Here is a 23973-nt window from a genome sequence, read left to right as displayed (position 1 = left end):
TCTAGGGGGCAACGCACGGCTTCATCGTGCGCCACCGACGGGTATCAGGCTGATTGAAGGTGCCTATCAAGCTCGGCCAACCGTTCAGGTGTTCCCACATCGACCCAGTGGCCCGCAAAGTGCTCGCCGCTAACGTGCTGATCTGCCATAGCTCGCTTTAATAGCGGCGCCAGCGCAAAGGCACCGGGGGGCTCACCGGCGACCAGTTCCGGGCGTATCAAACTGATGCCTGCAAAGGTGAAGCGAGCCTCCCCGTGTGGTGAAACGCGCCCTTGGCGAAGTGCAAAATCGCCTTCAGGGTGATGGGCGGGGTTATCCACCAACACCAGATGCGCCAGATCACCTGCTACCAGCGCGGAAGCACTCGGTAGGTAGTCACACCACACATCGCCATTGACCAGTAAGAACGGCGCATCGCCCAGCAGCGGCAACGCTTGTTGAATGCCGCCGCCGGTTTCCAGCGGGCTCGGCTCCTGGCTCCAGTGAATACGCAGCTGGTGTGCCGAGCCATCCCCCAGCGCCGCCATAATCTGCTCGGCGCGGTAGCTCACGTTGATCACCACCTCATCAATGCCCGCACGCTTTAAGCGCTCCAGGTGGTGGACGATGAGCGGCTTGCCCGCTACGGGCAGCAATGGTTTAGGGCAGTGATCGGTGAGTGGGCGCATCCGCTTGCCAAGGCCTGCCGCCAAAATCATCGCCTTCATGGAGCGTCCTCTTCCAGACGCTGCATAATTGCCGGGCGCAGCACGCCCGTTACCCAATCGGCAAACTCGCGGTGTTGCGATAGGGCCGCTAGGCTATCTTCCAGGTGCGCCAAAAAGTGGGGCAAGCGGGCTAAATAGCCCTGTTTGCTATCGCGCAGCGTCAACCGACAGAAAATGCCTAGCACTTTCAGCGAGCGCTGGGCAGCCATGGCGTGGCACTGGTTTAAAAAGGCTGCCTCGCTGACCGAGCGGGTCAGGCGACCCTCTTGCCGCGCCTGCTGATAGAACGTGCCGACGAAGGAGGCAAACTGTTCAGGGCTAAAGCGGCAGTAGCGGCCCCGCAGCAGGGAAATAACGTCATAGCTGAGCGGGCCTGCCACGGCGTCCTGGAAGTCGATCATATAAAGCGTTTGATCGTGCAGCATCAGGTTCATCGCATCAAAATCGCGGTGAACGCTCACCACCGGCTGTTCCAATGCGCGTTGGATTAATGTGTCGCGCAGCGCCTCCCAGCTATCGGGAACCGGTAACGACAGCCAGCGCCCTAGGCACCATTCGGGAAACAGATCCAGCTCCTTGCCGAGCAGGGCAGCATCGTAAGCAGGTAGGGCGGCTGGGTTGGCGCGGTTTTGCAGCTCGGCAATCAGCGAAAGCGCGGCAAGGTGGTTTTGTTCCGTGCGCGCCGGATCGCTAAAGGTGGCCTGCAGCGGTGTGTCACCTAAGTCATCAAGCAGCAAAAAACCGGCGTCTAAGTCGCTGGCGTGAATGGTGGGCACAGGGAGTCCGGCGGCGTGCCAGCGCTGGCCGATAGCCACAAACGGCGTCGAGTCCTCCTGGGCCGGGGGGGCATCCATGACGATTTGGGTGTTGCCATTCGGCAGCGTTAGCCGAAAATAGCGCCTAAAACTGGCGTCGCCGCCCGCAGCAGAGAGGCGAATGGCGGCGCTATCAAGGCCGTGGTGTTGCGCCGCCCACTGAGTGAGGGCGTCAATCCGAGAAGAGGACATGCAAGCTCCTTGCTGGTCGGGCATCATGCGGGCTGTATAATACCGATTCTGGATGCCAAGGATAACGAACATGGGCAAGCGAATCTCGCGCACCGCACCGGTTGCGCATACGCTGCTGGGCAGTTTGCTCGCTGGCGCCTCGTTTTCAGCGGTGGCGCAGGGCCAAGCCCTGCCCGCAGAGGCCCTGGACTGGCAGGCCTGGAGCCAAGACGAAGCGCCGCAACAGCTGTGCCGGGGGCGCTATGTGATGCCCGGCTACCGCTTGCCAGCGGAGGAGAACCCGGAAACGCTCTCGGTGGAAACCCAGGAAGTGGATTATGCCGCCGATGGAGAGGCACTGCTGCGCGGCGACGTTGTGCTGCGCCGGGGCAATACCGAGCTTGAGGCCGAGCGCGTCTTTCTTCCCGCAGACCGCCAGCGGGTGGAGGCCGAGGGCAACCTGGCTATCCGCGACGGACAGGCCCTGGTGCGTGGCGAGCAAGCCACCCTCATGCTGAATGAAGACCGCGCTTCGCTGCGTAACAGCCACTACGTACTCTACGACCAGCACCTGCGCGGCCAGGCCAGCCAGCTAGAGCAGACCGGCGAAAATCAGTACCGCCTGCAGGATGCCACCTTTACCACCTGCGACCCCGGCGCCAATAGCTGGCAGTTGGTGGGTAGCGATATTCGCCTTGACCAAGCTGCCGGGTTTGGCACTGCCCGCCATGCGCGCCTAGAAGTTAAAGATGTACCGGTGTTTTACTGGCCGTGGCTACGCTTCCCCATTGATGACCGCCGCCATACCGGGCTGCTGTCGCCCTCGGTCAGTTTTTCCAGCGACGGCTTTGACTACACCCAGCCATTCTACTGGAACATCGCGCCGAATCAGGACGCCACCATTACGCCGCGCTGGATGTCCGACCGTGGGCTGCTGCTCAATGGCGAGTACCGCTACCTGCTGGAACAGAGCCAAGGGCTGATAGAGGGCGGTTATCTCGATAGCGATGGCGGCACCAATAACGGCGACAACCGCTTTGAAGGCGAGCAGCGCTGGTATATTGATGCCCAGCACGCGGGCACGCTAGCGCCACGCAGCCACTACCAGCTACGTTACGGCGCGGCCAGCGATGGCCGCTACTTTGACGACTTTGGCGGTGAGTTCGGCAACAGCGACCGCGTGAGTATGGAGCGCTTGGCCCAGGTCGATTACCGGGGTGAACGCTGGCAGCTGGATGCCCGCGCCCAGGGCTTTCAGCGCCTGGAAGACCCGCTCAGCGACACCGATCGTCCGTTTTATCGCCTGCCCAGCTTAACTGCCAACTCCGACTGGCAGTTGGGCAGCGGCCTGTATACCCAGTGGCGCTCAAATGCCACCTACTTCTGGCGCGATGTGGATGAGCGGCGGGTGCCAGAGCGCGAAGCGGCAACCGGTTCGCGCTTGCACTTAACCCCCGCCGTAGGCTGGCGCTACGAGCAGCCCTGGGGCTACATCGAACCGCGTACCGAATTATGGCACACCGCTTACCAGCTGGATTATGGCGACCGCGTGACCGACCGTGCTACCTCGCCCACCCGCAGTGTGGCGATTACTTCCATCGACAGTGGCTTGGTCTTCGAGCGCGAGCTTGAACTGGGCGGGCGCGACTACCGGCAAACGCTAGAGCCGCGGGTGAACTATGCCTACGTGCCGCGCACCGACCAGACCCAACTGCCCGATTTCGATAGTCGCGAACGGGCGTTCTCCTGGGATCAGCTTTGGTCGCCGCACCGCTTCTCCGGTGCCGACCGCGTGGGTGACCTCAATCGGGTGTCATTGGGCGTGCAGTCACGCTTTATCGAAGATAGCGCCGGACGCGACCGGCTCACCCTGGGCGTGGGCCAAAGCTACTACTTCTCCGAACGGCGGATTGATAGCGAAGGCGACCCGGATACCTTGCCGCCACGTCCCAGTGAAGCCCCCACCGTCAATCCGCAGAGCCGCTACCAGGCGACCCGCGACCGCTCCCCGCTGGTCACTCGCTTGGATTGGCAGATCACCGATCGCTGGAGCACCGGCTACGAATGGCTCTACGATGACGAGCGCGAACAGACCGAGCGCTCCAGCGTGGATGTACGCTACCGCCATCCAGAAGGGCATGTAGTGAACCTTGGCTACCGTTGGGAGATCGAAGGGTTCGACCCGAGCGTGGTGCCGGGGGACGATGGTTTCCGCGACTACAGCCGTGAAGAGTGGGATCTCTCGCTGGCCTGGAAAGCCAGCCCAAGGATTGATTTGATTGGCCGCTACCTGCACGATCAAACCAACGACCGGCCGCTGGAGCAGCTAGCGGGCCTGCAGTGGAACGACTGCTGTTACGGTGTGCAGCTGGTATGGCGCGAATGGGTTGATGATAACGATACGGCGCGGATTGGCGATGACTTCAACGACCGCGGGCTATTCTTGCGCTTTGTGTTTCGTGGTCTAGGTGGTGTTGGTCAAGAGGCCGACGGCTACTTTGAACAGGCGATTCCTGGCTACCGCCCCACGCCCCTCTAACGACCACTTTGATAGCGACTGAAAGAGACTTTTTATGATGACCAGAAAGACCCTGCTGACCTGCGCCCTCACAAAACGGGCAAAACGGCTGTCGGTTGGCAGCATGATGGTGCTCTGCCTGGGCACTGGCGCGGCGCTGGTTCCGCTGACCGCCCATGCACAAAACTTTGAGTCGGCCCAGCGCCAGCAACTGGATAGCGTCGTGGCGGTTGTCAACGACGGCGTGATTATGCGTAGCGAGCTGAATGAGCGTATCGCCCAAGTGGAACAGCAGGCGGCGGCCCAAGGCGGTAACTTGCCGCCGCGCAGCCAGCTGGCCCAGCAAGTGCTGGAGCGCATGATCATGGATGAAATCCAACTGCAGATGGCCCGCCAAGCGAACCTCAGCGTGGATGACACCGAACTCAACCGCCAACTACGCAATATTGCCGAATCCAACGGCATGTCCCTGGACCAGTTTGCCGATGCGGTAGAAGCCGATGGTATGACGTTGGCGGAAGTGCGCGAGGATGTACGCCGCGAAATGTTGATGCGCCAAGTACAGCAGCGCCAGATCAGCCAGCGAGTGACGGTTTCCGATCGCGATGTGGAGCGCTTTTTGAGCCAGCAGCCCAGCCAGCAGGGGAAAGCCTTTATTGAAGAGACCCGTGCACGCCACGTGCTGGTAGAGCTAACCCCTACGCGCAATGAAAACCAAGCCCGCGCCCGTGCCCAAGAAGCCCGCCAGCGCCTGCAGCAGGGCGAAGATTTCGCCTCCGTGGCCCGTGAGTACAGCGACGACCGTGGCAGCGCCATGAACGGCGGCGACCTTGGCTGGGTACGCCCAGGACAAACGGTACCCGCCTTTGAAGAGGCCATGACATCGCTTAGCCCCAACCAGCTCTCCGAGCCGGTGCGCTCCCAGTTTGGCTACCACGTTATCGAAGTGCTGGAGCGTCGCCGCCAGGATGTCACCGAAGAGAGCCGTCGGGAGCAGGTTCGCCAAGCCATTTTCCAGCGTCGTGCCAACGAAGAACTGCAAATCTGGCAGCGTGAAATCCGCGAACAGGCCTTTGTGGATATTCGCCTCTAATGGCTTTGCCGCTGCTATTAACCACCGGCGAGCCCGCTGGTATTGGGCCAGAGCTAACGCTAATGCTGGCCGCCCGTGGGCAGCTTACCAACACGGTAGCGGTGGGCGACCCGCAGATGCTGCGCCAGCGCGCTGAGCTGCTTGGCCTAGCGATAGAGGTCGTCGAAGCCGCACCGGGCAGCTTGGAGGTCTCGTCTCCTGGGCGTTTGTTGGTATGGCCTGCGGCCCTACGCGAACCCGCCACGCCTGGGGTGCTTAACCCCGCCAACGCCAGCTACGTGCTAGAGACACTGCAAATTGCCGTGGACGCCTGCCAAGCAGGGCTGGCCGCGGCAATAGTCACCGCGCCGCTGCATAAAGGAGTGATTATCGAAGGTGGCTATCCCCGCTTCACCGGCCATACTGAGTGGCTGCGCGATGCCTGCGGCGTGGATGAAGTGGTGATGCTACTGGCCACCGATGCCGCGCTGCACGCCAATAACGAGAGCTGGCAGGGCAGCAGTGATTTGCGCGTGGCGCTGGTGACGACCCATCTGCCGCTGCGTGACGTGGCGGATGCCATCACGTTTGAGCGGGTCACCCGGATTAGCCGCCTGCTGGCCGCCGATCTTCAACGCCAGTTTGGTATCCCGAACCCACGCATTGCGGTTTGCGGGCTGAACCCCCACGCGGGGGAGGATGGCCACCTGGGCCGCGAAGAGCTGGATACGATTATTCCGGCGCTTAATGCCTTACGCGCCGAGGGGCTGGACATCCAAGGCCCGCTGCCCGCCGACACGCTGTTCACCCCACGCCACTTGGCGGGTGTCGATGCGGTGCTGGCGATGTATCACGACCAGGGGCTGGCAGTGCTAAAATACGCAGGCTTTGGGCAAGCTGCGAATATTACCCTTGGCCTACCGCTGGTACGTACCTCAGTGGACCACGGCACCGCGCTGGATTTGGCGGGCCGCGGCATGGCCGACCCCAACAGCCTGGGCGTTGCGCTATCGCTTGCACAGCGGCTTGCTGCCCAGCGTGCCAGCACCCTGGCCGCTTCATGAATCAACCCTCCAAGGAACACTGTTAGATGTCTCAAGTGCCTCAGCAGCACCGCGCTCGTAAACGTTTCGGTCAAAACTTTCTGCGGGATCTCGGTATTATTTCTCGTATCATCCGCGCCATTGGGCCACGTGAAGGTGACCGACTCGTTGAAATCGGCCCTGGGCAAGGGGCACTGACGGCGCCGCTGTTAGAGGCAACCGGCAAGCTGGAAGTAATCGAACTCGACCGCGACCTGATTCCTGGCCTGCGGGTGCAGTTTTTTAACTACCCCGACTTCGTGATTCATGAAGGCGACGCGCTGAAGTTCGATTTTGCCGAGCTGAAGGGCGATGGCCCGGCGCTGCGGGTAGTGGGTAACTTGCCCTACAACATCTCCACGCCGCTGATTGTGCATCTACTGACCATGGGCAACGCCATTGCCGATATGCACTTTATGCTGCAAAAAGAGGTGGTAGAGCGCTTGGCTGCCGAGCCAGGCAGCACCGACTGGGGCCGTCTTTCCGTCATGGCGCAGTATTACTGCCAGGTAGACCAGCTGTTCATCGTGCCGCCGGAAGCCTTTGTACCGCGTCCGAAGGTAGATTCCGCGATTGTGCGCTTAACGCCCCACGAACACCTGCCCCACACCGCCGATGACCCGGCGCTGCTATTCGAGCTGGTGAAGCTGGCGTTTGGCCAGCGGCGTAAAACCCTGCGGAACAACCTGAAAGGGCGGGTGAGTGCCGACACGTTGGAAGCGCTAGGCATTGACCCTGCACGGCGGCCGCAAACTCTAACCGTGGCGGAGTATGTGGCAATTGCCAACCAAGTAGCTGCCGATGAGGCGGCCAGCGCAGTGGCTAACGGTGATACTAAGGGGAGTGATGAGGCTTGAGCGGTTTAGACATTGAGGTGAGCGTCACGCCGGAGTTTCGTGACGCAGAGTCTAGCGACAGCGAATCCCGCTACGTGTTTAGCTACACGGTGACGGTTCATAACCAAAGCCCGCACAGCGTACAGCTAATGGCGCGTTACTGGAAAATCACCCAGGGCAGCGGCGACAGCCAAGAGGTGCGCGGTAAAGGCGTGGTGGGGCAGCAGCCGCTAATTGGCCCAGGCCAGCGCTTCCGCTATACCAGCCGGGCGATTTTGCAAACGCCGGTAGGCGTGATGGAAGGCGCCTACACGCTGCTCAACACCTATACCCAACGGGCCTTCGATGTGCCCGTTGCACCGTTCCGCCTGGCGGTGCCACGCCAACTGCACTAATTCTGTTAGTCGGGAATGCCCATGAGTACCTATGTCATTGGCGACCTGCACGGCTGCCATGCCGAGTTTGTTCGCCTGCTGGAAAAGATACACTTTAACCCGACAAGCGATACGCTCTGGCTCGTAGGGGATTTGATTAACCGTGGCCCAGATTCACTAGCCTGTCTGGAGGAGGTCAAGGCGCTGGGGAGTACGGCTCGCTGCGTGCTGGGCAATCACGATTTCCATTTGCTGGTGGTGGCGCGCGGGGGCGGCAAACTGAAGAAAAACGATACCCTAGACGATATTCTCGCCTCGCCCAACCGGGAAGCGCTGTTGGATTGGCTGCAGAGTCAGCCGCTGGCGGTGCAAGAGGGCGATACGCTGATGACCCACGCAGGCGTGCTGCCGAGCTGGCGTGCCCAGCAAGCGCTGTCGCTGAGCGATGAGGTGCAAGCGGCACTACAGGGCGAAAGCGCTGGCGCGTTTCTGGCCCAGCTGTTCGGCAATCAGCCCGACCGGTTTCACGATGATCTGGAGGGGATGGATCGGCTGCGCTGCATTGTTAATGTGTTTACCCGTATGCGCTTTATCAACGCCCAAGAGCGCCTCGATTTTGCTGCCAAAGAGGGGCTTGATAGCGCCCCGAAAGGGTTTGCCCCTTGGTTTCAGTTTGCTCGTCAGGATAATCTGCGGATTCTGTTTGGCCACTGGGCGGCGCTGGAAGGGCGCACCCCGAATGCGAAGATTAACGTTCAAGGGTTGGATACCGGCTGTGTATGGGGCGGCGCACTCACCGCGCTGAACCTCGATACCGGCGAGCGCACCAGCGTACCCAGCCTGCAAGGAGGCCGTTAAGTGTTTCAACAGGATGCATTGACCCAAGGGCTTGAGGTGTATCGGGTAGGCGGCGCGGTGCGGGATGCGCTGCTTGGCTGGCCGGTGGTGGATCATGATTGGGTAGTGGTGGGAGCCACGCCGGAAGCGATGCGCCAGCGGGGCTTTAAACCTGTTGGCCGGGATTTTCCGGTGTTTCTGCACCCGCAAACAGCGGAAGAGTACGCGCTGGCACGTACTGAGCGTAAATCTGGTCACGGCTACGGGGGGTTCGAGGTGTATGCTAGCCCCGATGTGACGCTGGAAGAGGATCTCTCTCGGCGTGATCTGACAATCAATGCCATTGCCCAGGGTACCGATGGCCATCTAACGGACCCTTTCCACGGCCAGCGGGATATTGAGCAGCGCCTGCTGCGCCATGTGTCGCCCGCATTTAGCGAAGACCCGTTGAGGGTACTGCGTACCGCGCGTTTTTTAGCCCGTTATGCCCACCTGGGCTTTACCATTGCGCCGGAAACCCAAGCGCTAATGCGCCAAGTGAGCCAAAGTGGTGAGCTTGGCCACCTAGCCGCCGAGCGGGTGTGGGTAGAGACCGAAAAGGCGCTGGGGGAACCCAACCCAGAGTGCTACTTTACGACGCTGGCCGCGTGCGGCGCTTTGGTAACGTGGTGGCCGGAGTTTGACGCTGAGGAGACCCTAACCGCCGCGCTGGAGGCACTAGCCCCTGCGCCGGTCGATAGCCCATTGCCATTGGCCCATTGGCGCTACGCACTGTTGGTATCGGTACTCAGCGATGAGCAGCGAGAAGCGCTAGCGGGCAGGCTACGGCTACCCAACGCGGTGGCGCAATTGGCCCGCCATACCGCGCTCACGAAAGCGCTGCTGAACGAGCCGTTAAGCGATGAGGGGGTACTGCACTGGCTGGAGCGGCTGGATGCCTGGCGCAAGCCCGCTCAGGTAACGGCGCAGCTACAGCTGATCGGCGGTTTAGCACCGGAGCGCCAAATCCCACTGCAAGCAGCGTGGCAGGCTGCGCAGGCGGTGAGTCCACAGGCACTATTCAGTGAAGGGTATCGTGGGGCTGCATTAGGAGAAGCTCTGCGCCAGCATCGCCAACAGGCAGTTGCCAACGCGTTAAGCTAAAACATAGCAGGAGCGCTAGCGCGCCATAGCCGTGCGGGGTTGCGGGTCCGCTTGAGAAATCCAGCGGCCTCGCCAATGAAAGTCAATTGGCCACAGGCGCTGGTCACCTAGCGTAAAGCGCTTCCAAAGCGTGGCATAGGGGGTTTGGCAGGCAGGGTGGCGCTCGTCGGGCAGTAGCTCCGCTAGCGGCTGCAGTACGAAGGCGTTGTGGGTGATTTCCGCACGGGGCAGGGCGACCCCATCTATCGTGCCGCAAGCGTTACCGACAGTAAGTAGGTCAATATCCAGGGCGCGGGGGCTATATTTGGTCATATTGGGGGTGCGGCCATGATCGATTTCAAGCTGCTTAGACCACTTCTGAAGCTCGCCCACCGACCAGTCGCTATAAAAGGCCACCACTAGATTGTAGAAGTTACGGCTATCTTTAAAGCCCACCGGCTCACTTTCAAAAATACGCGATATCTGCAAGCTGCTAAACGTAGCTTCCAAGGCATCTAGACAGAGGCGGATATGGGTATCGGGGTTGATGTTACTGCCTAAACTGAGGGTTACCAGGGTCATAGGCTTGGGTCCTTGGTCGCCTCCGGCAATGTACCGCGGGTAATCTCAAGGCCAACGCTCACCGCCTGCGGCACGGCCCCAGGCTTGCGGACAGTCATACGCAGCCAAGGAATGGGAAACTCATGCTGCAAGCAGGCGGCAAGGCGCTCGGCGAAGGTTTCTACCAAGGCGAACTGATGCTCGTTGGCGAACTGCTGGATTCGTTGGCAGATCGCAGCATAATCCAGCGTTAAGTGTAAGTCATCCGTGGCGGCGGCTGGCCGGATATCGGTTGCCAGCGATAGATCCAGGCTCAGCGATTGCGTTATCGTGCGTTCCCAGTCGTACACACCGATGACGGTGTCTACGGTGAGTGCTTCGATCAAAATGCGGTCCACAGGCCTTCCCCCAGGTCAACAAGCGGGCGATTGTACTTGAGGATGACGAGAAACGACAGAGAGGCAGCGATGTTGGCTGCCAATGCCAGGGTGGGCGGGCCATGATATGGATAATAATCGGCTATTTGAGCGGTAGTTGGCTGGCGGCAGTAAGCGTATGCCGCTGGGCAGGTATGGCCGACCCAAGGTTTTGCGGCTCCGGTAACCCTGGGTTCTCCAACGTGTTGCGCCTGTATGGCCCGCGGCTTGCTGCTGCCACGCTGCTGCTCGATGCGCTAAAAGGGGTGCCTGCGGTGCTGGCCGCCAAGCTGCTAGCGCTGCCGGTATGGTTGCAGGGCATCGTGGGGCTCGCCGTACTGCTGGGTCATAGCTACCCCCTCTGGTATGGCTTTCGTGGTGGTAAATCGGTGTCCAGCGCGTTTGGCGTGCTGCTGGTGTTGGTACCCAGCGTGGCGCTGCTAACGGCGCTCGGCTGGGCAGTGCTGGCGTGGCGCTTACGCACCGCAGCGGCGGCTTCGCTCATCAGCGCGCTGTTAGCGCCGCTACTGTGCCTGTGGTTAGCCCCAGGCTATGTTGGCGTGGTAGGCGGCTTTAGCCTGTTGGTGCTGGCCCGCCACGGTCTGAATATCCGCCGTTTGCGCCGGGGGGAAGAGCCTCATCTTCGCCGGTAGGCGCTTGGGCTATTCAGGCGCCTTTAAGGTATCAAGCGGCCAGCGGGGAGTGGCCTGCATCACGCCGTTGTCATCCCGTTCGCCCGCCGCCAAGCGCTGTGCGCCGACGTAGGCAATCATGGCGCCGTTGTCGGTACAAAAACGCCCGCGGGGGTAGTAAGCGCGGGCTTGGCGCTTTTGTGTCTCCAGCGCTAGCCGCTCCCGCAGACGGGTATTGGCGCTCACGCCGCCCGCCATCACAATGCGCTTTAGGCCGGTTTGGTCGAGCGCTCGGCGGCATTTGATCACCAGCGTATCCACCACGGCCTCTTCAAAGGCCCGTGCAATATCGGCTTTCGCCTGTTCATCCAGCTCACCTGCTGCCTCTAACTGGCGAATCGCGGTGAGGGTATGGGTTTTTAAACCGGAGAAACTAAAATCCAGGCCGGGGCGGTCGGTCATCGGGCGTGGAAAACGAAACCGCTTCGGATCGCCCTGTTCAGCGAGTTTGGCCACCAGCGGGCCGCCTGGGTAGGCAAGGCCGAGCATTTTAGCGGCTTTATCAAAGGCTTCCCCAGCGGCGTCGTCCACCGACTCACCCAGTAGCCGGTAGTGCCCCAATCCTTGTACCTCCACCAGCTGGGTGTGGCCACCTGAGACCAATAGCGCCACAAACGGGAACTCAGGGGCGTCATCTTCCAGCATTGGGGCCAGCAGGTGGCCCTCCATGTGGTGAACGCCAAGCACCGGAATATCCAGCGCTTTGGCCATGCCGTGGGCGGTGCTGGCGCCGACCATCAGGGCGCCGACGAGTCCCGGCCCGGCGGTGTAGGCGATGCCGTCCAAGTCGTTACGGGTGAGGCTGGCGTCCTTGAGTACCTGATCAATCAATGGCAACAGCTTGCGGGTATGGTCACGGGAGGCCAGTTCGGGCACCACGCCGCCGTACTCGGCGTGCATGGCGATTTGGCTATACAGCGCATCAGCCAGCAGGCCGCGGCCACCGGTGAACGCGGTATCATAGATGGCGACGCCGGTTTCGTCGCAAGACGTTTCAATGCCCAGTACGCGCATAGCAAAAGAACTCGTGTAGGTGATAAGGCAGAGGCTTAAAATCGGCTAGTTTAGCATTGTGGTACTAAAGGGGCGTAAGCATTTGCAAAGATCGTCAACCGCGACTAGACTACTGTGCGCTGTAAAAACTGGGTCGTACACCGTCTTGTTCGGTGTGCGTACTATCCGAACTCAAGACTCCTTAAGGTAGGTGAGTGCTTAATGCCTTCTGTAAAAGTACGTGATAACGAGCCGTTTGACGTCGCCCTGCGTCGCTTCAAGCGTTCTTGCGAAAAAGCTGGCGTTCTGTCTGAAGTACGTCGTCGCGAGCACTACGAGAAGCCGACTGCTGAGCGTAAACGCAAAGCGGCAGCTGCCGTAAAACGTCACGCTAAGAAGTTGCAGCGTGAGCGTAAGCGTTTCGAACGGCTCTATTGATCCGTACCTAGGGAGAGCCAGCGCGGTTAGCTGGTTGTCTCAAGAGGGATGCCAAGCGGCCGCCACTTAGGTGGCCGTTTGTTTTTCGTTCTGTGATGTGTGTTTTGCGCGGTTTAAGGTGATCGGGTGCGCTGCCTGATGACGTTAGGCCCGCCCATAAGCGCTTCGCGCGAGGATGCCCGCAGTTCATGGCAGGCCAAATTCCACAGCGTTTTATTGACGACCTGCTTGGCCGCGTTGATGTGGTGGAAGTGGTTGGCGAGCGCGTGCAGCTCAAAAAAGCGGGTCGCAACTTCTCTGGCCTGTGTCCGTTTCACCAGGAAAAAACACCGTCGTTTACGGTGAGCGCCGATAAGCAGTTTTATCACTGCTTTGGCTGCGGCGCCCACGGTAACGCACTGCGTTTTCTAATGGAGTACGACAAGCTGCCGTTCCCCGAAGCGGTAGAGCAATTGGCTGGGCGTTTAGGGTTGGATGTGCCCCGTGAGGGGGCTGATGACCCGCGTGCCCAGCAGCGTGAGAAGAAGCGTAAAGAGGGCGTCAACCTGTTGGAAGTGGCCGCCAGCTTCTACCGCGAGCGGCTGAAAATGCAGGAAGGGCAAAGCGCCCAGCGCTACTTGCAAGGGCGCGGGCTTTCGCCAGAGGTGATCGACACCTACGGCATTGGTTACGCGCCGGGTGGTTGGGAGGCGTTAAAGCAGCACCTTATTGCAAAAGGCATTAGCGAGCCGGTGCAGGTGGAGTACGGCCTGCTGATTCACCGGGAGGACACCGGACGTACCTATGACCGCTTCCGCGACCGGGTAATGTTTCCCATCCGCGATTTGCGTGGCCGTACGCTTGGCTTTGGCGGCCGGGTCATGGGGGATGAGCAGCCGAAATACCTCAATTCACCAGAAACTCCTGTCTTTCATAAGGGGCGCGAACTATACGGTTTGTATGAGGCACGCCAAGCCTCCAGCAAGCTAGAGCAGTTGGTGATGGTGGAGGGCTATATGGACGTGGTGGCGCTGGCCCAGTACGGCATTCATAACGCCGTGGCTACCTTGGGCACCGCGACCACGGAAGACCACTTGAGCCGCCTGTTTCGGCTGGTGAGCCGCGTGGTGTTCTGCTTCGACGGTGATCGCGCCGGCCGCCAAGCGGCTAGCCGTGCCCTGGAAACTGCGCTGCCACAAATGATTGATGGCCGCGAGGCGCGCTTTCTATTCCTGCCCGAAGGCGACGACCCAGATTCACTGGTTCGTCGGGAAGGTAGCGAGGCGTTTCAGGATCGTGTCACCTGCGCGATGCCGCTCTCGGAGTTTCTTTTTGAGCAGGCTGCCCAGGGGCGCGACCTGAACACGGTGGAGGGGCGTGAACGGTTTGCCAGCCAGGTGCTGGAGGCGCTGAACAAAGTGCCCGAAGGCATGCTCAAATCGCTACTGCTTGAAGCGTTGGCAAAGCGTAGTGGGCTGGCGCAGTCGCAGCTGCAGGCGCTGTTGGATAAGCGCACGGCAGCCGCAAAAGCGTCGTCGCAGTGGGTGCCGGTGGAGGAGCCTACCCAAGATGCACCGCCGGAGCAGGTTCAGCGCCGCTCCGCTGGCCGTGGTGGCCGTCGCCGAGGGGCAGCGCCTCAAGCGCTTTCTACGGTGGGCCGTATTGTGCAGCTGTTGCTGCACGAACCGCGTTTGGTGGCATCACTACCGGAGTCACTCGATTGGCTGCCGGAAAGCGAAGAAGCATCGTTATGCCGACATCTGATAACCCTGCTGCAGGCTGGCCGTTACCGCAGCCCGCACGTGATATTGGCTCACTTTCAGGGAAGTCAGGAGGGGCAGTGGCTGGCTGAGCTGGCTATGCGTGAGTTGCCTATCCCCAAGTCGACGTTAGCCTCTGAACTAAAGGGGCTTGTGGAGCATTTTAAGGATAAGCAGCGTAAGCGCTCGCCCCAGGAAGAGTACGATGCACTTTTAACGCTGGAGCGCTCGGGCCAGAAGCTTGACCCACAGCAGCGGCGGCGGGTAGGAGAGCTACTAATTGAACTATCTCAGCGCCAATAAGAGAGAGTTTGACGTTATTGGGTTGAATTCCCAGTGTTCAGCACCACATACAGGGTTAGTCGCCAGGCGCTGGCCTAACCGAACAAACTAACACACCTGAATGACCGCGCAAATACGTTTCGCTGGAAAAAATCCGGCTATTTACGCTATACTGTTCGGCTTGTTGAGTTTAATCGATTCAGCGCCCCAGGTGTTTCATTCTTCTTCGTCGAGATAGGGTTTCTATGGCTGGAAATGCGCAGCAGCAGTCACGTCTGAAGGAGTTGATCGCGCGCGGCAAGGAGCAGGGCTACCTGACCTATGCCGAGGTCAACGACCATCTACCCGAGGATATCGCCGACCCGGATCAAGTGGAAGACATCATTGGCATGATCAACGACATGGGTATCAGTGTCGTTGAGGAAGCGCCGGATGAAGACACTTTGATGATGTCGGATCACTCCACGGACGAGTCCGCTGCGGAAGAGGCCGTCGCGGCACTCGCCGCCGTGGAAAGCGACGTTGGTCGCACTACCGACCCAGTGCGTATGTATATGCGCGAAATGGGTACGGTTGAGCTTTTGACCCGTGAAGGCGAAATCGAAATCGCCAAGCGGATTGAAGAGGGCACGCGGGAAGTGATGTCTGCGCTGGCGTACCTGCCAGGCGCGGTTTCCTCGATTCTTGAAGCCTATGACGCTACCCAGGACGAAGAAGCTCCTGGGCGTTTATCCGACCTGTTTTCCGGATTTATTGACCCCGATGAGGGCATTCCGGGCGTTGCCGAAGCGGAAGTGCCGGAGCCGGAGGTCGATACCGAGCTGAGCGATGATGACGACATCGACAGTGACAGCGACGACGACGAAGATGATGACGCCACTGCCAGCGAAGGCGGCCCGGACCCTGAAGAAGCCAAAGCACGCTTTGAGCAGATCCGTGAGCAGCACGCTGCCGTTGAAGCGGCACTGGCAAAGCATGGCCGGGGTAGCGCGGAGCTGAAGTTCGAGCAGGAGCGTCTTGCCGAGCTGTTTTCACCGATCAAGCTGGTGCCGAAGCACTTCGAGCGTTTGGTGGGTCAGGTGCGAATTAGCGTCGAGCAGGTGCGCGCCCAGGAAAAAGCGGTGATGCAGCTTTGCGTCAAGAAAGCGAAGGTGCCGCGCAAGACGTTTATCAAGTCGTTCCCTGGCCACGAGTCCGACCCGAAGTGGCTGGATGCCTTCCAGGAAGCGTACCCCAAGTACGCCGATCGTCTGGAGCCGCTGCGTGCTGATATCGCCCGCTCTCAGCGTAAGATTGCCTTTGAAGAGGACATGGTGCAGCTTACGGTTGCCGACCTCAAAGAGGTAAATCGTAAGCTGTCAATTGGTGAAGCGAAGGCGCGTCGTGCCAAGAAAGAGATGGTCGAGGCGAACTTGCGCTTGGTAATCTCGATTGCCAAGAAGTACACCAACCGCGGTCTACAGTTCCTGGATTTGATTCAGGAAGGCAACATCGGTTTGATGAAGGCGGTAGATAAGTTCGAATACCGTCGTGGCTACAAGTTCTCGACCTACGCTACGTGGTGGATTCGCCAGGCCATTACCCGCTCTATCGCGGATCAGGCGCGTACCATTCGTATTCCGGTCCATATGATTGAGACGATCAATAAGCTCAATCGTGTGTCCCGTCAGATGCTTCAGGAGATGGGCCGTGAGCCGACCCCAGAAGAGCTGGGCGAACGTCTGGAAATGCCGGAAGATAAAGTACGCAAGGTGTTAAAAATTGCCAAAGAGCCGATCTCCATGGAGACGCCGATTGGTGACGACGACGATTCACACCTAGGTGATTTCATCGAAGATGGCACTATGCTGCTGCCAATCGATATGGCCACCGGTGAAGGTTTGATCGAAGCGACTCGCAACGTACTGGGCGGTTTGACCGCTCGCGAAGCGAAAGTCCTGCGTATGCGTTTCGGTATCGATATGAATACTGACCACACGCTGGAAGAGGTAGGCAAACAGTTTGACGTCACCCGTGAGCGTATTCGTCAGATTGAAGCTAAAGCGCTGCGCAAGCTGCGCCACCCCAGCCGCTCAGAGCCGCTGCGTTCGTTCCTAGACGAATAAGCAGACAGTCTGAACCGAAAGTAGTTGGTTAGACCAAAAAGCCCGTTGTTCCATGCGAACGGCGGGCTTTTTGTATATTGCTACTTTGTATATTGCTACTGTGTAGCTAATAAGGGGCTAGCATTGGGCGAAATTAAGGCGTCAGCCGTGCGCGATGCAGGCGGCGAGCAAGGAAGAGTAGCTCAATCATGGCGAACAAAATCAAGCTATAGCCCAGCAGCTCAATGGCTTCTTCGGCGATATCTTTAAAGATGCGGAGATAGTTATCCTCAAGCACGGCGCGCCAAAAGGCCTGACGGCCATAGAGGCGGGAGAAGATATAGGTGACCAACACGCCTGCCGTAAACAGCCCGAATGAAAACGTATTGCTGTAGTAGCGGAATTCATCCAGAAAGCGTTGGCGGTGAATAATGACCCAAGCAAGGCTCGGTAGCACAATCAGAGCTACCATCAGCTTCCAGGTGTTATCTGCCACGTAAGTGTCCAGAAAGTAATCCTGCTCTCGAACTAGTGAAGCAGACACAAATGCCAATAATAGCAGCGTTACCGTTGGCCATACTTTAAGCACTTGGCGTATATACAAAAGCAAGGCGCAACAGCTAGCCAGCACTAGCGTTTGAGTGAACTCGGTGAAGCCAAGCTCGGTGTAGCGCACCTCAGGGAGGTAAAGCGCCTCTAGGTAGCCACCTTGAGCAATACCGCCTATGGCGAGCGTATAGAGCGTGGCACGAAGTAGGGCGGTGCGAAAGCTAATTGCCCACGGGGGAGGTGATAACATACCAATATCCTTATCGGGGTGAAGCATTAACGGGGAGAAATAAGGCAAATAAACATGCAGGAGCGAATGTTCATTATATCGTCACCTTTCTATGCTCGCACGTCTAACCTTCTGAAGAATGCTCGACGGCCAGCGGGTAAAGCTGCAAAGTAGCTATAAGCAGGTAATCATTACCGTTGAGGGCGGGTACCGTTATGGCAATTAGCGTCTTTGATCTATTTCGAATTGGCATAGGTCCATCTAGTTCACATACCGTTGGCCCCATGCGGGCAGCGCGGGATTTTGTAACAGCGCTGACAGCTTCGGAAATCACTCGCTTAGTGGTGAGACTGCATGGCTCGCTGGCGGCCACGGGCGTTGGCCATGGTACGGATAAGGCGGTAGTGATGGGCCTGATGGGCGAAACGCCGGAGGCGGTTGACCCTGATGCAATTGCCGGACGTTTGGCTGCATTAGACAGCGGTGAACCGCTGATGCTGCCTAATGGTCAAGCACTTGGGTTTAATCGAACACAGGATATCGAGTGGGATGAGCGCTGCCTGCCGTTCCACCCTAACGCTATGGTGCTGACGGCGTATCAACACGAGACAGTAGTGGCCACCAACACCTACTACTCTCTCGGTGGTGGGTTTTATGTGGATCAGGCCTGTGCGGATCGGGGTGGCTTAGATGAAGATAAAACGGCGCTGCCTTACCCGTTTGAGTCGGCGAATGAGCTACTGGCACTTTGCCAGCAGCACGGTCTGCGTATCAGTGAGCTGATGCTTGAAAATGAGAAAGCCTGGCGCAGCGAAGCCGTGATTCGCCAAGAGCTGTTAACCATTTGGCACGCCATGCGTCAAAGCATTGATAACGGCTTGAAAGCCACCGGGCGGCTGCCGGGAGGTTTAAATGTACGCCGTCGTGCTAACGCACTGCATCAACAGTTGCTCACACCGCCCGCCAACCAGCGCCTGATTGTGACTAGCTTTACCGTGATGGATTGGGTCAACCTGTTTGCGTTAGCAGTGAATGAGGAGAACGCCGCCGGCAAGCGCATGGTGACTGCGCCTACCAATGGCGCGGCAGGCATAGTGCCTGCAGTGCTGGCCTACTACCTGAAATTTGAACCAGACGCCTGCGACGGGGATGTGGTGGATTTTTTACTCGCTGCTGGCGCTATGGGCATCCTGTGCAAAAAGAACGCCTCCATTTCTGGGGCGGAAGTGGGTTGCCAAGGGGAAGTTGGCTCGGCCTGCGCCATGGCCGCCGCTGGGCTTGCCGAAGTGCTAGGGGGCACGCCCAAACAGGTAGAAAACGCTGCAGAAATTGGCCTAGAACATAATTTAGGGCTCACCTGTGACCCTGTGGCGGGATTAGTACAGGTGCCCTGTATCGAGCGCAACGCGATTGCGTCGGTAAAGGCGATCAACGCTGCGCGCATGGCGCTGCACGGCGACGGCGACCACTTTGTCTCGCTGGATAAAGTCATTCGTACTATGCGTGATACCGGCCGTGATATGCAGGATAAATACAAAGAAACCTCAAAAGGCGGCCTCGCGGTCAACGCGATTGAGTGTTAAGTCACGGCCAGCGAAGTGGCAATATTTGCGACTAGATAATCCACTAACTGGCGAATTTTCGGCGAAAGATGGCGATGACGGGGGTAGACTGCCCAAACCGCCGTATCATTGTGCTGAAAAGGCTCCAGTACCGATACCAGCTCGCCGCTGGCAAGGTAAGGGGCCACGTAGTAATCCGGTAGTTGGGCTAGGCCAAGCCCTTTTAGCGCTGCGTCTAGCAGGGCAGGGCCAGAGTTGCCGCTCCAACACCCTTCTACCTTCACCTCGCGGCGCTGGCCGTTGACCTCGAAGAGCCAGTTGGGGCGCGAGCCGATTAAGCAGCGATGTTGGCTCAGTTCTGACAGGGTATGGGGCCTAGGGGCTTGGCGAAAATAGGCTTTCGACCCCACTACGTACTCCCGCCGTTCGCATAGCCGTCTGGCGATCAGGCTGGAATCTTTTAGCACGCCCATGCGAATGGCAATGTCGTAGCCTTCTTCAATCAGCTCTACCGGGCGGTTAGTGAAGTGCATATGCACCTCAAGCTGCGGATGCAGGCGTTGGAAGTCATTGACCAAAGGCGCGATATAGCGCTCACCAAAGGTGGTGGCTGAGGTCAGTTTCAGCAGTCCGTGGGGTTTTGCTTGTAGTTCGCTAATGGCTTGCTCGGCGTCCCGCAGCCCGTCAAATAGATGACGGCAGTGCTCCACGTAGAGCGCCCCTGCATCGGTTAAACGGATCTGCCGTGTGGTGCGATAGAGCAACTGTACGCCAAGCTGGTTCTCAAGCTGGCTGACCAAACGGCTGATATGTGATGTAGAGACTTTTAAATGCCGTGCGGCAGCGGAAAAAGTACCCAACCTCACCACTTCCACAAACGCTTCAATACGATCCCAGCGCTGCATGTATTCCCTTTTACACGTTAGATTGTTGCTCAGTGGCAATAATCTTGTGAGTGTATCCCGCTTTATCCCCTTAGCCTAGCTGACCTACACTGCAAGTCCCTTTCGCGTATCCATGGAGTGTCTTGCTTATGCCGATGATCTCTTCACGCTGGTCTCGTCGTGCTTTAGTGGCTGCCATTAGCGCCGGTTGGGCCGCTGCTGCCCAGGCAGAGGTGCCTGCCCAGCAGCAGGAGCAGGCGCCAGGGTGGTTCCGTATGATGGTGGGAGATATCGAAGTGACGGCGCTGTACGATGGCCACACCACTCTAAATACCTCGCTGCTGAAAGGCATGGAGCAGGACGAGATTCTGCGCCATCTCAACGCGCTATTCATTGATGCCGAGAGCGGCATGCAAACCGCCGTAAACGCCTTTTTAATTCATACCGGCGAGAACCTGGTGCTGGTAGATGCAGGCTCTGCAGCGTGCTTTGGCCCCACCCTAGGCCAAGTAGAGCAGAATTTACGCGCTTCGGGCTATGCGCCAGAAGAGGTCGATACGATCTTGATGACCCACCTGCATCCTGACCACGTCTGTGGTTTGGCGGATGAGAACGGTGATGCGGTTTACCCCAATGCGGAGCTGCGTGCCAGTCAAGGCGACGCTGACTTCTGGTTGGACGAAGAGCGCTCTCAAGCGCTTCCGGAGGAGGAGCGAGCCTTCTTTACCATGGCGCAAGACGCCGTGGCTCCCTATCAAGAGGCTGGCCGATTCAGCCCCTTCGCGCCGGGCGATGAGCTGCTAATGGGCATCGTCGCGCAAGACACCCACGGCCATACGCCGGGCCATGCGAGCTTTATGCTCAACAGTGACGATGATGCCATGTTGGTGTGGGGCGATGTCGTCCACAGCTACGGTGTGCAGTTTGCCGACCCAAGCGTTGCCATCGAATTTGATTCCGACCCCGAGCAGGCGGTGCGCACTCGTGAAGCCGTCCTGGAAAGCGCGGTTGAGGATAAGCACTGGGTGGCCGGTGCCCATATGCCGTTCCCTGGCATTGGTCATATCGTCGAAGACGAGGAAGGCTACCGCTGGCTGCCCATCGAATTTGGGCCTGTCACTGGCGATAGCGAATAATTCATACCTTTTAGGCGAGCACGTCGCAGCGTGCTCGACAACAGCGAATCCAGAGGAGTGACCATGAAATCACGTGCGGCAGTTGCACTTGAAGCGGGTAAGCCGCTTGAGCTAGTTGAGATTGATGTGGAAGGCCCGAAGGCGGGTGAAGTGCTGGTCAAAATGGCCGCCACCAGCGTGTGCCACACCGATGCTTACACGCTCTCCGGCGCCGACCCTGAGGGCAACTTCCCAGCGGTACTCGGCCACGAGGGCGCGGGTGTTGTTCAAGAAGTGGGCGAAGGTGTCACCAGCGTGAAGCCGGGCGACCACGTCATTCCGCTCTACACCGCCGAATGTGGCAAGTGCAAATTCTGCCTGTCGGGTAAAACCAACCTATGTGGCAGCGTGCGTGCGACGCAAGGGAAAGGCGTCATGCCTGACGGTACTTCGCGCTTCTCGCTAGATGGCAAAATGTTGCACCACTACATGGGCACCTCCACGTTTAGCGAGTACACCGTGCTGCCGGAAGTCTCGCTGGCCGTGGTTTCCAAAGAAGCGCCCATGGATAAAATCTGCCTACTGGGCTGTGGTGTTACCACCGGTATCGGCGCTGTTATGAATACCGCGAAAGTAGAGCCGGGCTCTACTATTGCCGTGTTTGGGCTGGGTGCGATTGGTTTAGCGGTGATCCAGGGCGCGGTAATGGCCAAAGCGTCTAAAATCATCGCGATCGACGTCAATCCAGATAAATTTGCCCTGGCCAAACAGTTTGGTGCCACCGATTTTGTGAATCCAAAAGATTACAGCGACCCGATTCAGCAGGTCATTGTGGATATGACTGACGGCGGCGTCGACTACTCCTTCGAGTGTATCGGCAACGTCAACGTCATGCGCTCTGCGCTGGAGTGCTGCCACAAGGGCTGGGGTGAGTCGATCATTATCGGCGTGGCAGGCGCTGGCGAAGAGATTTCAACGCGCCCGTTCCAGCTGGTCACCGGCCGCGTTTGGAAGGGCTCCGCGTTCGGCGGTGTGAAAGGGCGTAGCGAACTGCCGGGCTATGTGGAGCGCTATATGAATGGTGAGCTCAACATCGACGACTTTATCACCCACGATATGCCGTTTGAGAAGATCAACGAAGCTTTCGATCTGCTCCATGAGGGCAAGAGTATTCGTACCGTCCTGCATTACTGAGTATCATCTAGCGAACAAAGAGTATTGATAACCGGGTAAACGAACGCGGTAGGGGAGACCCGCCGCGTTTTCATCTTCTCAAGGAGCCTGCCCATGAGCATGAGTGAAACTTTAGAACTGGTGTCGGCCAACCGAAGTTTTGGTGGCTGGCACAAGCGCTACCGCCACTACTCCCGGGCGCTGGACTGCGATATGGTCTTCGCCGTTTATCTGCCGCCCCAGGCTGAAAACGAGCGCGTGCCGCTGCTGTGGTGGCTATCAGGGCTGACCTGCAACGACGAAAACTTTATGCAGAAGGCAGGCGCTCACCGCATCGCTGCCGAGCTGGGCGTGGCGATTGTTTGCCCGGATACCAGTCCGCGGGGAACAGATTTGCCAGGTGAGCATGACAGTTACGACCTTGGCTCTGGTGCAGGCTTCTACGTCAACGCCACGCAAGCGCCGTGGAAGTCTAACTACCGCATGTACGACTACGTGATTGAAGAGCTGCCCTCGGTGGTGCGTCAGCACTTTCCGGTTAACGGCCGTGAGTCGATCAGCGGGCACTCTATGGGCGGACACGGGGCGTTGATTCTTGCCTTGCGCCATCCGGGACGTTTCCGCTCCGTATCCGCCTTTGCACCTATCGTAAACCCGATGAACTGCCCCTGGGGGCAAAAAGCATTCACCACTTATTTAGGCGATGACCCATCGCGTTGGCGCCAGTACGACGCCTGCGAGCTAGTAGCCAATGGTGCTTCCCGCCAGCGGCTGTTCATCGACCAGGGCGAAGCGGACCAGTTCTTGGAAGAGCAGCTTATGCCGGAACGCTTGGAAGCCGTGTGTGACGAGCATGATCATCCGCTGACGCTTCGCCGCCAGCCGGGCTACGATCACAGCTACTTCTTTATCGCCTCGTTCATTGAGGATCATTTGCGCTATCATGCGGAACACCTCATGAAACGCTAAGGGTTCTGAAATGCTCAATCGCGCGCTACGCCGTTTTCTTCGCTTACTATGGCGTCTTATCTGGCGTAGTGCGCTTGGGTTTGTGGTGCTCTCGGTTGCCTTGGTCGTGCTGTTTCGGTTTGTGCATCCACCGGGCTCCATGGTGATGGTCGAGCGTAAGGTGCAAAGTTGGATTCATAGCGAACCTATCGATATTCAGCGCCAGTGGCGTGGTTGGGATCAGTTATCCAGTAATGCCAAACTAGCGGTCATTGCAGCGGAAGATCAGCGTTTTCCCCAGCATCGCGGTTTCGATTTTATTGAAATGCGTCGAGCCTGGGAGGCTAGCCGTGACGGTGAACGGCTCAGGGGAGCCAGTACGCTGAGCCAACAAACGGCGAAAAACGTGTTTTTATGGAGCGGGCGTAGCTGGGTGCGCAAAGCACTAGAAGCGTGGTTTACCCTGCTGATTGAAACGCTATGGGGTAAACAGCGGATTTTAGAGGTCTACCTTAACGTAGCGGAGTGGGATACCGGCGTCTTTGGATTAGAGGCGGCCGCCAACCACTATTTCGGTGCCTCGGGAAGCGCTCTGACCGAGCGTCAGGCAAGCTTGCTGGCCGCTATTTTACCTAGCCCTCGCAATCGCAGTGCCTCCCGCCCCGACGCCCAAGTAGAGCGCCGCAGCCAGTGGATTCGCCAACAAATGCGCAATTTGGGCGGCACTGCCTATCTCGAACGGCTGTAACGGCCAGGCAGCTAGCTGGCCGTTCT

At 58.7% G+C, this 23973-nt stretch carries 23 protein-coding genes; 16 read left to right on the top strand and 7 right to left on the bottom strand.

All coding sequences use genetic code 11. The features are described from left to right. Positions 1-44: 44 nt before the first annotated feature. Together murU and LG300_RS12075 are read right to left on the bottom strand one after the other, a co-directional pair. Entirely contained in the window at positions 45-707 is a 663-nt protein-coding gene (gene murU / locus LG300_RS12080; RefSeq protein ID WP_404375563.1) for an N-acetylmuramate alpha-1-phosphate uridylyltransferase MurU, read from the bottom strand. Further along, positions 704-1714, bottom strand: a complete 1011-nt coding sequence (locus tag LG300_RS12075) for an aminoglycoside phosphotransferase family protein (protein WP_404375562.1) — start codon at positions 1712-1714, stop codon at positions 704-706. The genes murU and LG300_RS12075 overlap by 4 nt, the downstream gene beginning before the upstream one ends. Positions 1715-1784: 70 nt before the next feature. Here LG300_RS12075 and LG300_RS12070 point away from each other — a divergent pair, with 70 nt between their 5' ends. Genes LG300_RS12070 through LG300_RS12040 form a run of 7 tightly spaced genes read left to right on the top strand, consistent with a single transcriptional unit; the run spans position 1785 to position 9555 of the window. Further along, the gene (locus LG300_RS12070) at positions 1785-4232 is read left to right on the top strand and encodes an LPS-assembly protein LptD (protein WP_404375561.1); all 2448 of its coding nucleotides are present in this window, start codon (positions 1785-1787) and stop codon (positions 4230-4232) included. 34 nt (positions 4233-4266) lie between these two features. Then, positions 4267-5304 carry a peptidylprolyl isomerase gene (locus tag LG300_RS12065; protein WP_404375560.1) on the top strand — a complete coding sequence of 346 codons (1038 nt, stop codon included), beginning with the start codon at positions 4267-4269 and terminating at the stop codon, positions 5302-5304. Continuing rightward, positions 5304-6347 (top strand): 4-hydroxythreonine-4-phosphate dehydrogenase PdxA, encoded by a 1044-nt coding sequence (pdxA, locus tag LG300_RS12060; protein ID WP_404375558.1) that lies wholly within the window; start codon positions 5304-5306, stop codon positions 6345-6347. The genes LG300_RS12065 and pdxA overlap by 1 nt, the downstream gene beginning before the upstream one ends. Before the next feature lie 26 nt (positions 6348-6373). After that, positions 6374-7222 (top strand): 16S rRNA (adenine(1518)-N(6)/adenine(1519)-N(6))-dimethyltransferase RsmA, encoded by an 849-nt coding sequence (gene rsmA, locus LG300_RS12055; protein WP_404375557.1) that lies wholly within the window; start codon positions 6374-6376, stop codon positions 7220-7222. Next, a complete protein-coding gene (apaG, locus tag LG300_RS12050) occupies positions 7219-7596 on the top strand; it encodes a Co2+/Mg2+ efflux protein ApaG (RefSeq protein WP_404375556.1) in 378 nt (125 codons plus the stop codon). Before rsmA ends, apaG begins: the two co-directional genes overlap by 4 nt. Positions 7597-7617: 21 nt before the next feature. After that, positions 7618-8433: a symmetrical bis(5'-nucleosyl)-tetraphosphatase gene (locus LG300_RS12045; protein WP_404375555.1), complete on the top strand. Its 816-nt coding sequence runs from the start codon at positions 7618-7620 to the stop codon at positions 8431-8433. Beyond that, entirely contained in the window at positions 8434-9555 is a 1122-nt protein-coding gene (locus tag LG300_RS12040; RefSeq protein WP_404375554.1) for a polynucleotide adenylyltransferase, read from the top strand. Positions 9556-9570: 15 nt separating this feature from the next. On the opposite strand, the gene folK is transcribed toward LG300_RS12040, so the two are convergent. Continuing rightward, positions 9571-10116 (bottom strand): 2-amino-4-hydroxy-6-hydroxymethyldihydropteridine diphosphokinase, encoded by a 546-nt coding sequence (folK, locus tag LG300_RS12035; RefSeq protein WP_404375553.1) that lies wholly within the window; start codon positions 10114-10116, stop codon positions 9571-9573. After that, positions 10113-10493: a dihydroneopterin aldolase gene (gene folB / locus LG300_RS12030; RefSeq protein ID WP_404375552.1), complete on the bottom strand. Its 381-nt coding sequence runs from the start codon at positions 10491-10493 to the stop codon at positions 10113-10115. Before folB ends, folK begins: the two co-directional genes overlap by 4 nt. Before the next feature lie 101 nt (positions 10494-10594). Between folB and plsY the strand changes: the two genes are divergently transcribed. Continuing rightward, a complete protein-coding gene (plsY, locus tag LG300_RS12025; RefSeq protein WP_404375551.1) occupies positions 10595-11164 on the top strand; it encodes a glycerol-3-phosphate 1-O-acyltransferase PlsY in 570 nt (189 codons plus the stop codon). Positions 11165-11173: 9 nt separating this feature from the next. Here the strand turns inward: plsY and tsaD are convergent, their stop codons facing one another. Then, positions 11174-12217: a tRNA (adenosine(37)-N6)-threonylcarbamoyltransferase complex transferase subunit TsaD gene (tsaD, locus tag LG300_RS12020; protein ID WP_404375550.1), complete on the bottom strand. Its 1044-nt coding sequence runs from the start codon at positions 12215-12217 to the stop codon at positions 11174-11176. Between the two features lie 201 nt (positions 12218-12418). On the opposite strand from tsaD, the gene rpsU reads away from it, so the two are divergent. The 3 genes from rpsU (at position 12419) to rpoD (ending at position 16760) form a co-directional block, all read left to right on the top strand. Continuing rightward, positions 12419-12634, top strand: a complete 216-nt coding sequence (rpsU, locus tag LG300_RS12015; RefSeq protein ID WP_016416934.1) for a 30S ribosomal protein S21 — start codon at positions 12419-12421, stop codon at positions 12632-12634. Positions 12635-12822: 188 nt separating this feature from the next. Continuing rightward, complete coding sequence (gene dnaG, locus LG300_RS12010; protein ID WP_404375549.1) at positions 12823-14676, top strand: DNA primase; 1854 nt, start codon at positions 12823-12825, stop codon at positions 14674-14676. A 224-nt stretch (positions 14677-14900) separates the two neighbouring features. Further along, the gene (gene rpoD / locus LG300_RS12005; protein ID WP_404375548.1) at positions 14901-16760 is read left to right on the top strand and encodes an RNA polymerase sigma factor RpoD; all 1860 of its coding nucleotides are present in this window, start codon (positions 14901-14903) and stop codon (positions 16758-16760) included. 133 nt (positions 16761-16893) lie between these two features. Here rpoD and LG300_RS12000 read toward each other — a convergent pair whose 3' ends face one another. Continuing rightward, positions 16894-17538: a hypothetical protein gene (locus LG300_RS12000; RefSeq protein WP_404375547.1), complete on the bottom strand. Its 645-nt coding sequence runs from the start codon at positions 17536-17538 to the stop codon at positions 16894-16896. A gap of 194 nt (positions 17539-17732) precedes the next feature. On the opposite strand from LG300_RS12000, the gene LG300_RS11995 reads away from it, so the two are divergent. Then, positions 17733-19100, top strand: coding sequence for an L-serine ammonia-lyase (locus LG300_RS11995; RefSeq protein WP_404375546.1), 1368 nt, complete (start codon positions 17733-17735; stop codon positions 19098-19100). Here LG300_RS11995 and LG300_RS11990 read toward each other — a convergent pair. Next, positions 19097-19984 carry a LysR family transcriptional regulator gene (locus LG300_RS11990; RefSeq protein ID WP_404375544.1) on the bottom strand — a complete coding sequence of 296 codons (888 nt, stop codon included), beginning with the start codon at positions 19982-19984 and terminating at the stop codon, positions 19097-19099. The genes LG300_RS11995 and LG300_RS11990 overlap by 4 nt on opposite strands. A gap of 128 nt (positions 19985-20112) precedes the next feature. Here LG300_RS11990 and LG300_RS11985 point away from each other — a divergent pair, with 128 nt between their 5' ends. The 4 genes from LG300_RS11985 (at position 20113) to mtgA (ending at position 23947) form a co-directional block, all read left to right on the top strand. Further along, the gene (locus LG300_RS11985; RefSeq protein WP_404375543.1) at positions 20113-21099 is read left to right on the top strand and encodes an MBL fold metallo-hydrolase; all 987 of its coding nucleotides are present in this window, start codon (positions 20113-20115) and stop codon (positions 21097-21099) included. A gap of 63 nt (positions 21100-21162) precedes the next feature. Continuing rightward, positions 21163-22272, top strand: coding sequence for an S-(hydroxymethyl)glutathione dehydrogenase/class III alcohol dehydrogenase (locus LG300_RS11980; RefSeq protein WP_404375542.1), 1110 nt, complete (start codon positions 21163-21165; stop codon positions 22270-22272). 93 nt (positions 22273-22365) lie between these two features. Further along, positions 22366-23220, top strand: a complete 855-nt coding sequence (gene fghA, locus LG300_RS11975) for an S-formylglutathione hydrolase (RefSeq protein ID WP_404375541.1) — start codon at positions 22366-22368, stop codon at positions 23218-23220. A 10-nt stretch (positions 23221-23230) separates the two neighbouring features. Beyond that, complete coding sequence (mtgA, locus tag LG300_RS11970) at positions 23231-23947, top strand: monofunctional biosynthetic peptidoglycan transglycosylase (RefSeq protein WP_404375540.1); 717 nt, start codon at positions 23231-23233, stop codon at positions 23945-23947. Positions 23948-23973: the final 26 nt, after the last annotated feature.

Source organism: Vreelandella aquamarina, from assembly GCF_044805175.1.
In the GTDB taxonomy this organism is placed as follows: Bacteria; Pseudomonadota; Gammaproteobacteria; order Pseudomonadales; family Halomonadaceae; genus Vreelandella; species Vreelandella aquamarina_B.
This window is presented reverse-complemented; position numbering and strand designations above follow the sequence as displayed.

Bases quoted from the DNA above. Each gene is read 5' to 3' on its own strand.
- murU (WP_404375563.1), bottom strand. From the start codon at position 707: ATGAAGGCGATGATTTTGGCGGCAGGCCTTGGCAAGCGGATGCGCCCA.
- LG300_RS12075 (WP_404375562.1), bottom strand. From the start codon at position 1,714: ATGTCCTCTTCTCGGATTGACGCCCTCACTCAGTGGGCGGCGCAACAC.
- LG300_RS12070 (WP_404375561.1), top strand. From the start codon at position 1,785: ATGGGCAAGCGAATCTCGCGCACCGCACCGGTTGCGCATACGCTGCTG.
- LG300_RS12065 (WP_404375560.1), top strand. From the start codon at position 4,267: ATGATGACCAGAAAGACCCTGCTGACCTGCGCCCTCACAAAACGGGCA.
- pdxA (WP_404375558.1), top strand. From the start codon at position 5,304: ATGGCTTTGCCGCTGCTATTAACCACCGGCGAGCCCGCTGGTATTGGG.
- rsmA (WP_404375557.1), top strand. From the start codon at position 6,374: ATGTCTCAAGTGCCTCAGCAGCACCGCGCTCGTAAACGTTTCGGTCAA.
- LG300_RS12045 (WP_404375555.1), top strand. From the start codon at position 7,618: ATGAGTACCTATGTCATTGGCGACCTGCACGGCTGCCATGCCGAGTTT.
- folK (WP_404375553.1), bottom strand. From the start codon at position 10,116: ATGACCCTGGTAACCCTCAGTTTAGGCAGTAACATCAACCCCGATACC.
- plsY (WP_404375551.1), top strand. From the start codon at position 10,595: ATGATATGGATAATAATCGGCTATTTGAGCGGTAGTTGGCTGGCGGCA.
- tsaD (WP_404375550.1), bottom strand. From the start codon at position 12,217: ATGCGCGTACTGGGCATTGAAACGTCTTGCGACGAAACCGGCGTCGCC.
- rpsU (WP_016416934.1), top strand. From the start codon at position 12,419: ATGCCTTCTGTAAAAGTACGTGATAACGAGCCGTTTGACGTCGCCCTG.
- dnaG (WP_404375549.1), top strand. From the start codon at position 12,823: ATGGCAGGCCAAATTCCACAGCGTTTTATTGACGACCTGCTTGGCCGC.
- rpoD (WP_404375548.1), top strand. From the start codon at position 14,901: ATGGCTGGAAATGCGCAGCAGCAGTCACGTCTGAAGGAGTTGATCGCG.
- LG300_RS12000 (WP_404375547.1), bottom strand. From the start codon at position 17,538: ATGTTATCACCTCCCCCGTGGGCAATTAGCTTTCGCACCGCCCTACTT.
- LG300_RS11995 (WP_404375546.1), top strand. From the start codon at position 17,733: ATGGCAATTAGCGTCTTTGATCTATTTCGAATTGGCATAGGTCCATCT.
- LG300_RS11990 (WP_404375544.1), bottom strand. From the start codon at position 19,984: ATGCAGCGCTGGGATCGTATTGAAGCGTTTGTGGAAGTGGTGAGGTTG.
- LG300_RS11985 (WP_404375543.1), top strand. From the start codon at position 20,113: ATGCCGATGATCTCTTCACGCTGGTCTCGTCGTGCTTTAGTGGCTGCC.
- LG300_RS11980 (WP_404375542.1), top strand. From the start codon at position 21,163: ATGAAATCACGTGCGGCAGTTGCACTTGAAGCGGGTAAGCCGCTTGAG.
- fghA (WP_404375541.1), top strand. From the start codon at position 22,366: ATGAGCATGAGTGAAACTTTAGAACTGGTGTCGGCCAACCGAAGTTTT.
- mtgA (WP_404375540.1), top strand. From the start codon at position 23,231: ATGCTCAATCGCGCGCTACGCCGTTTTCTTCGCTTACTATGGCGTCTT.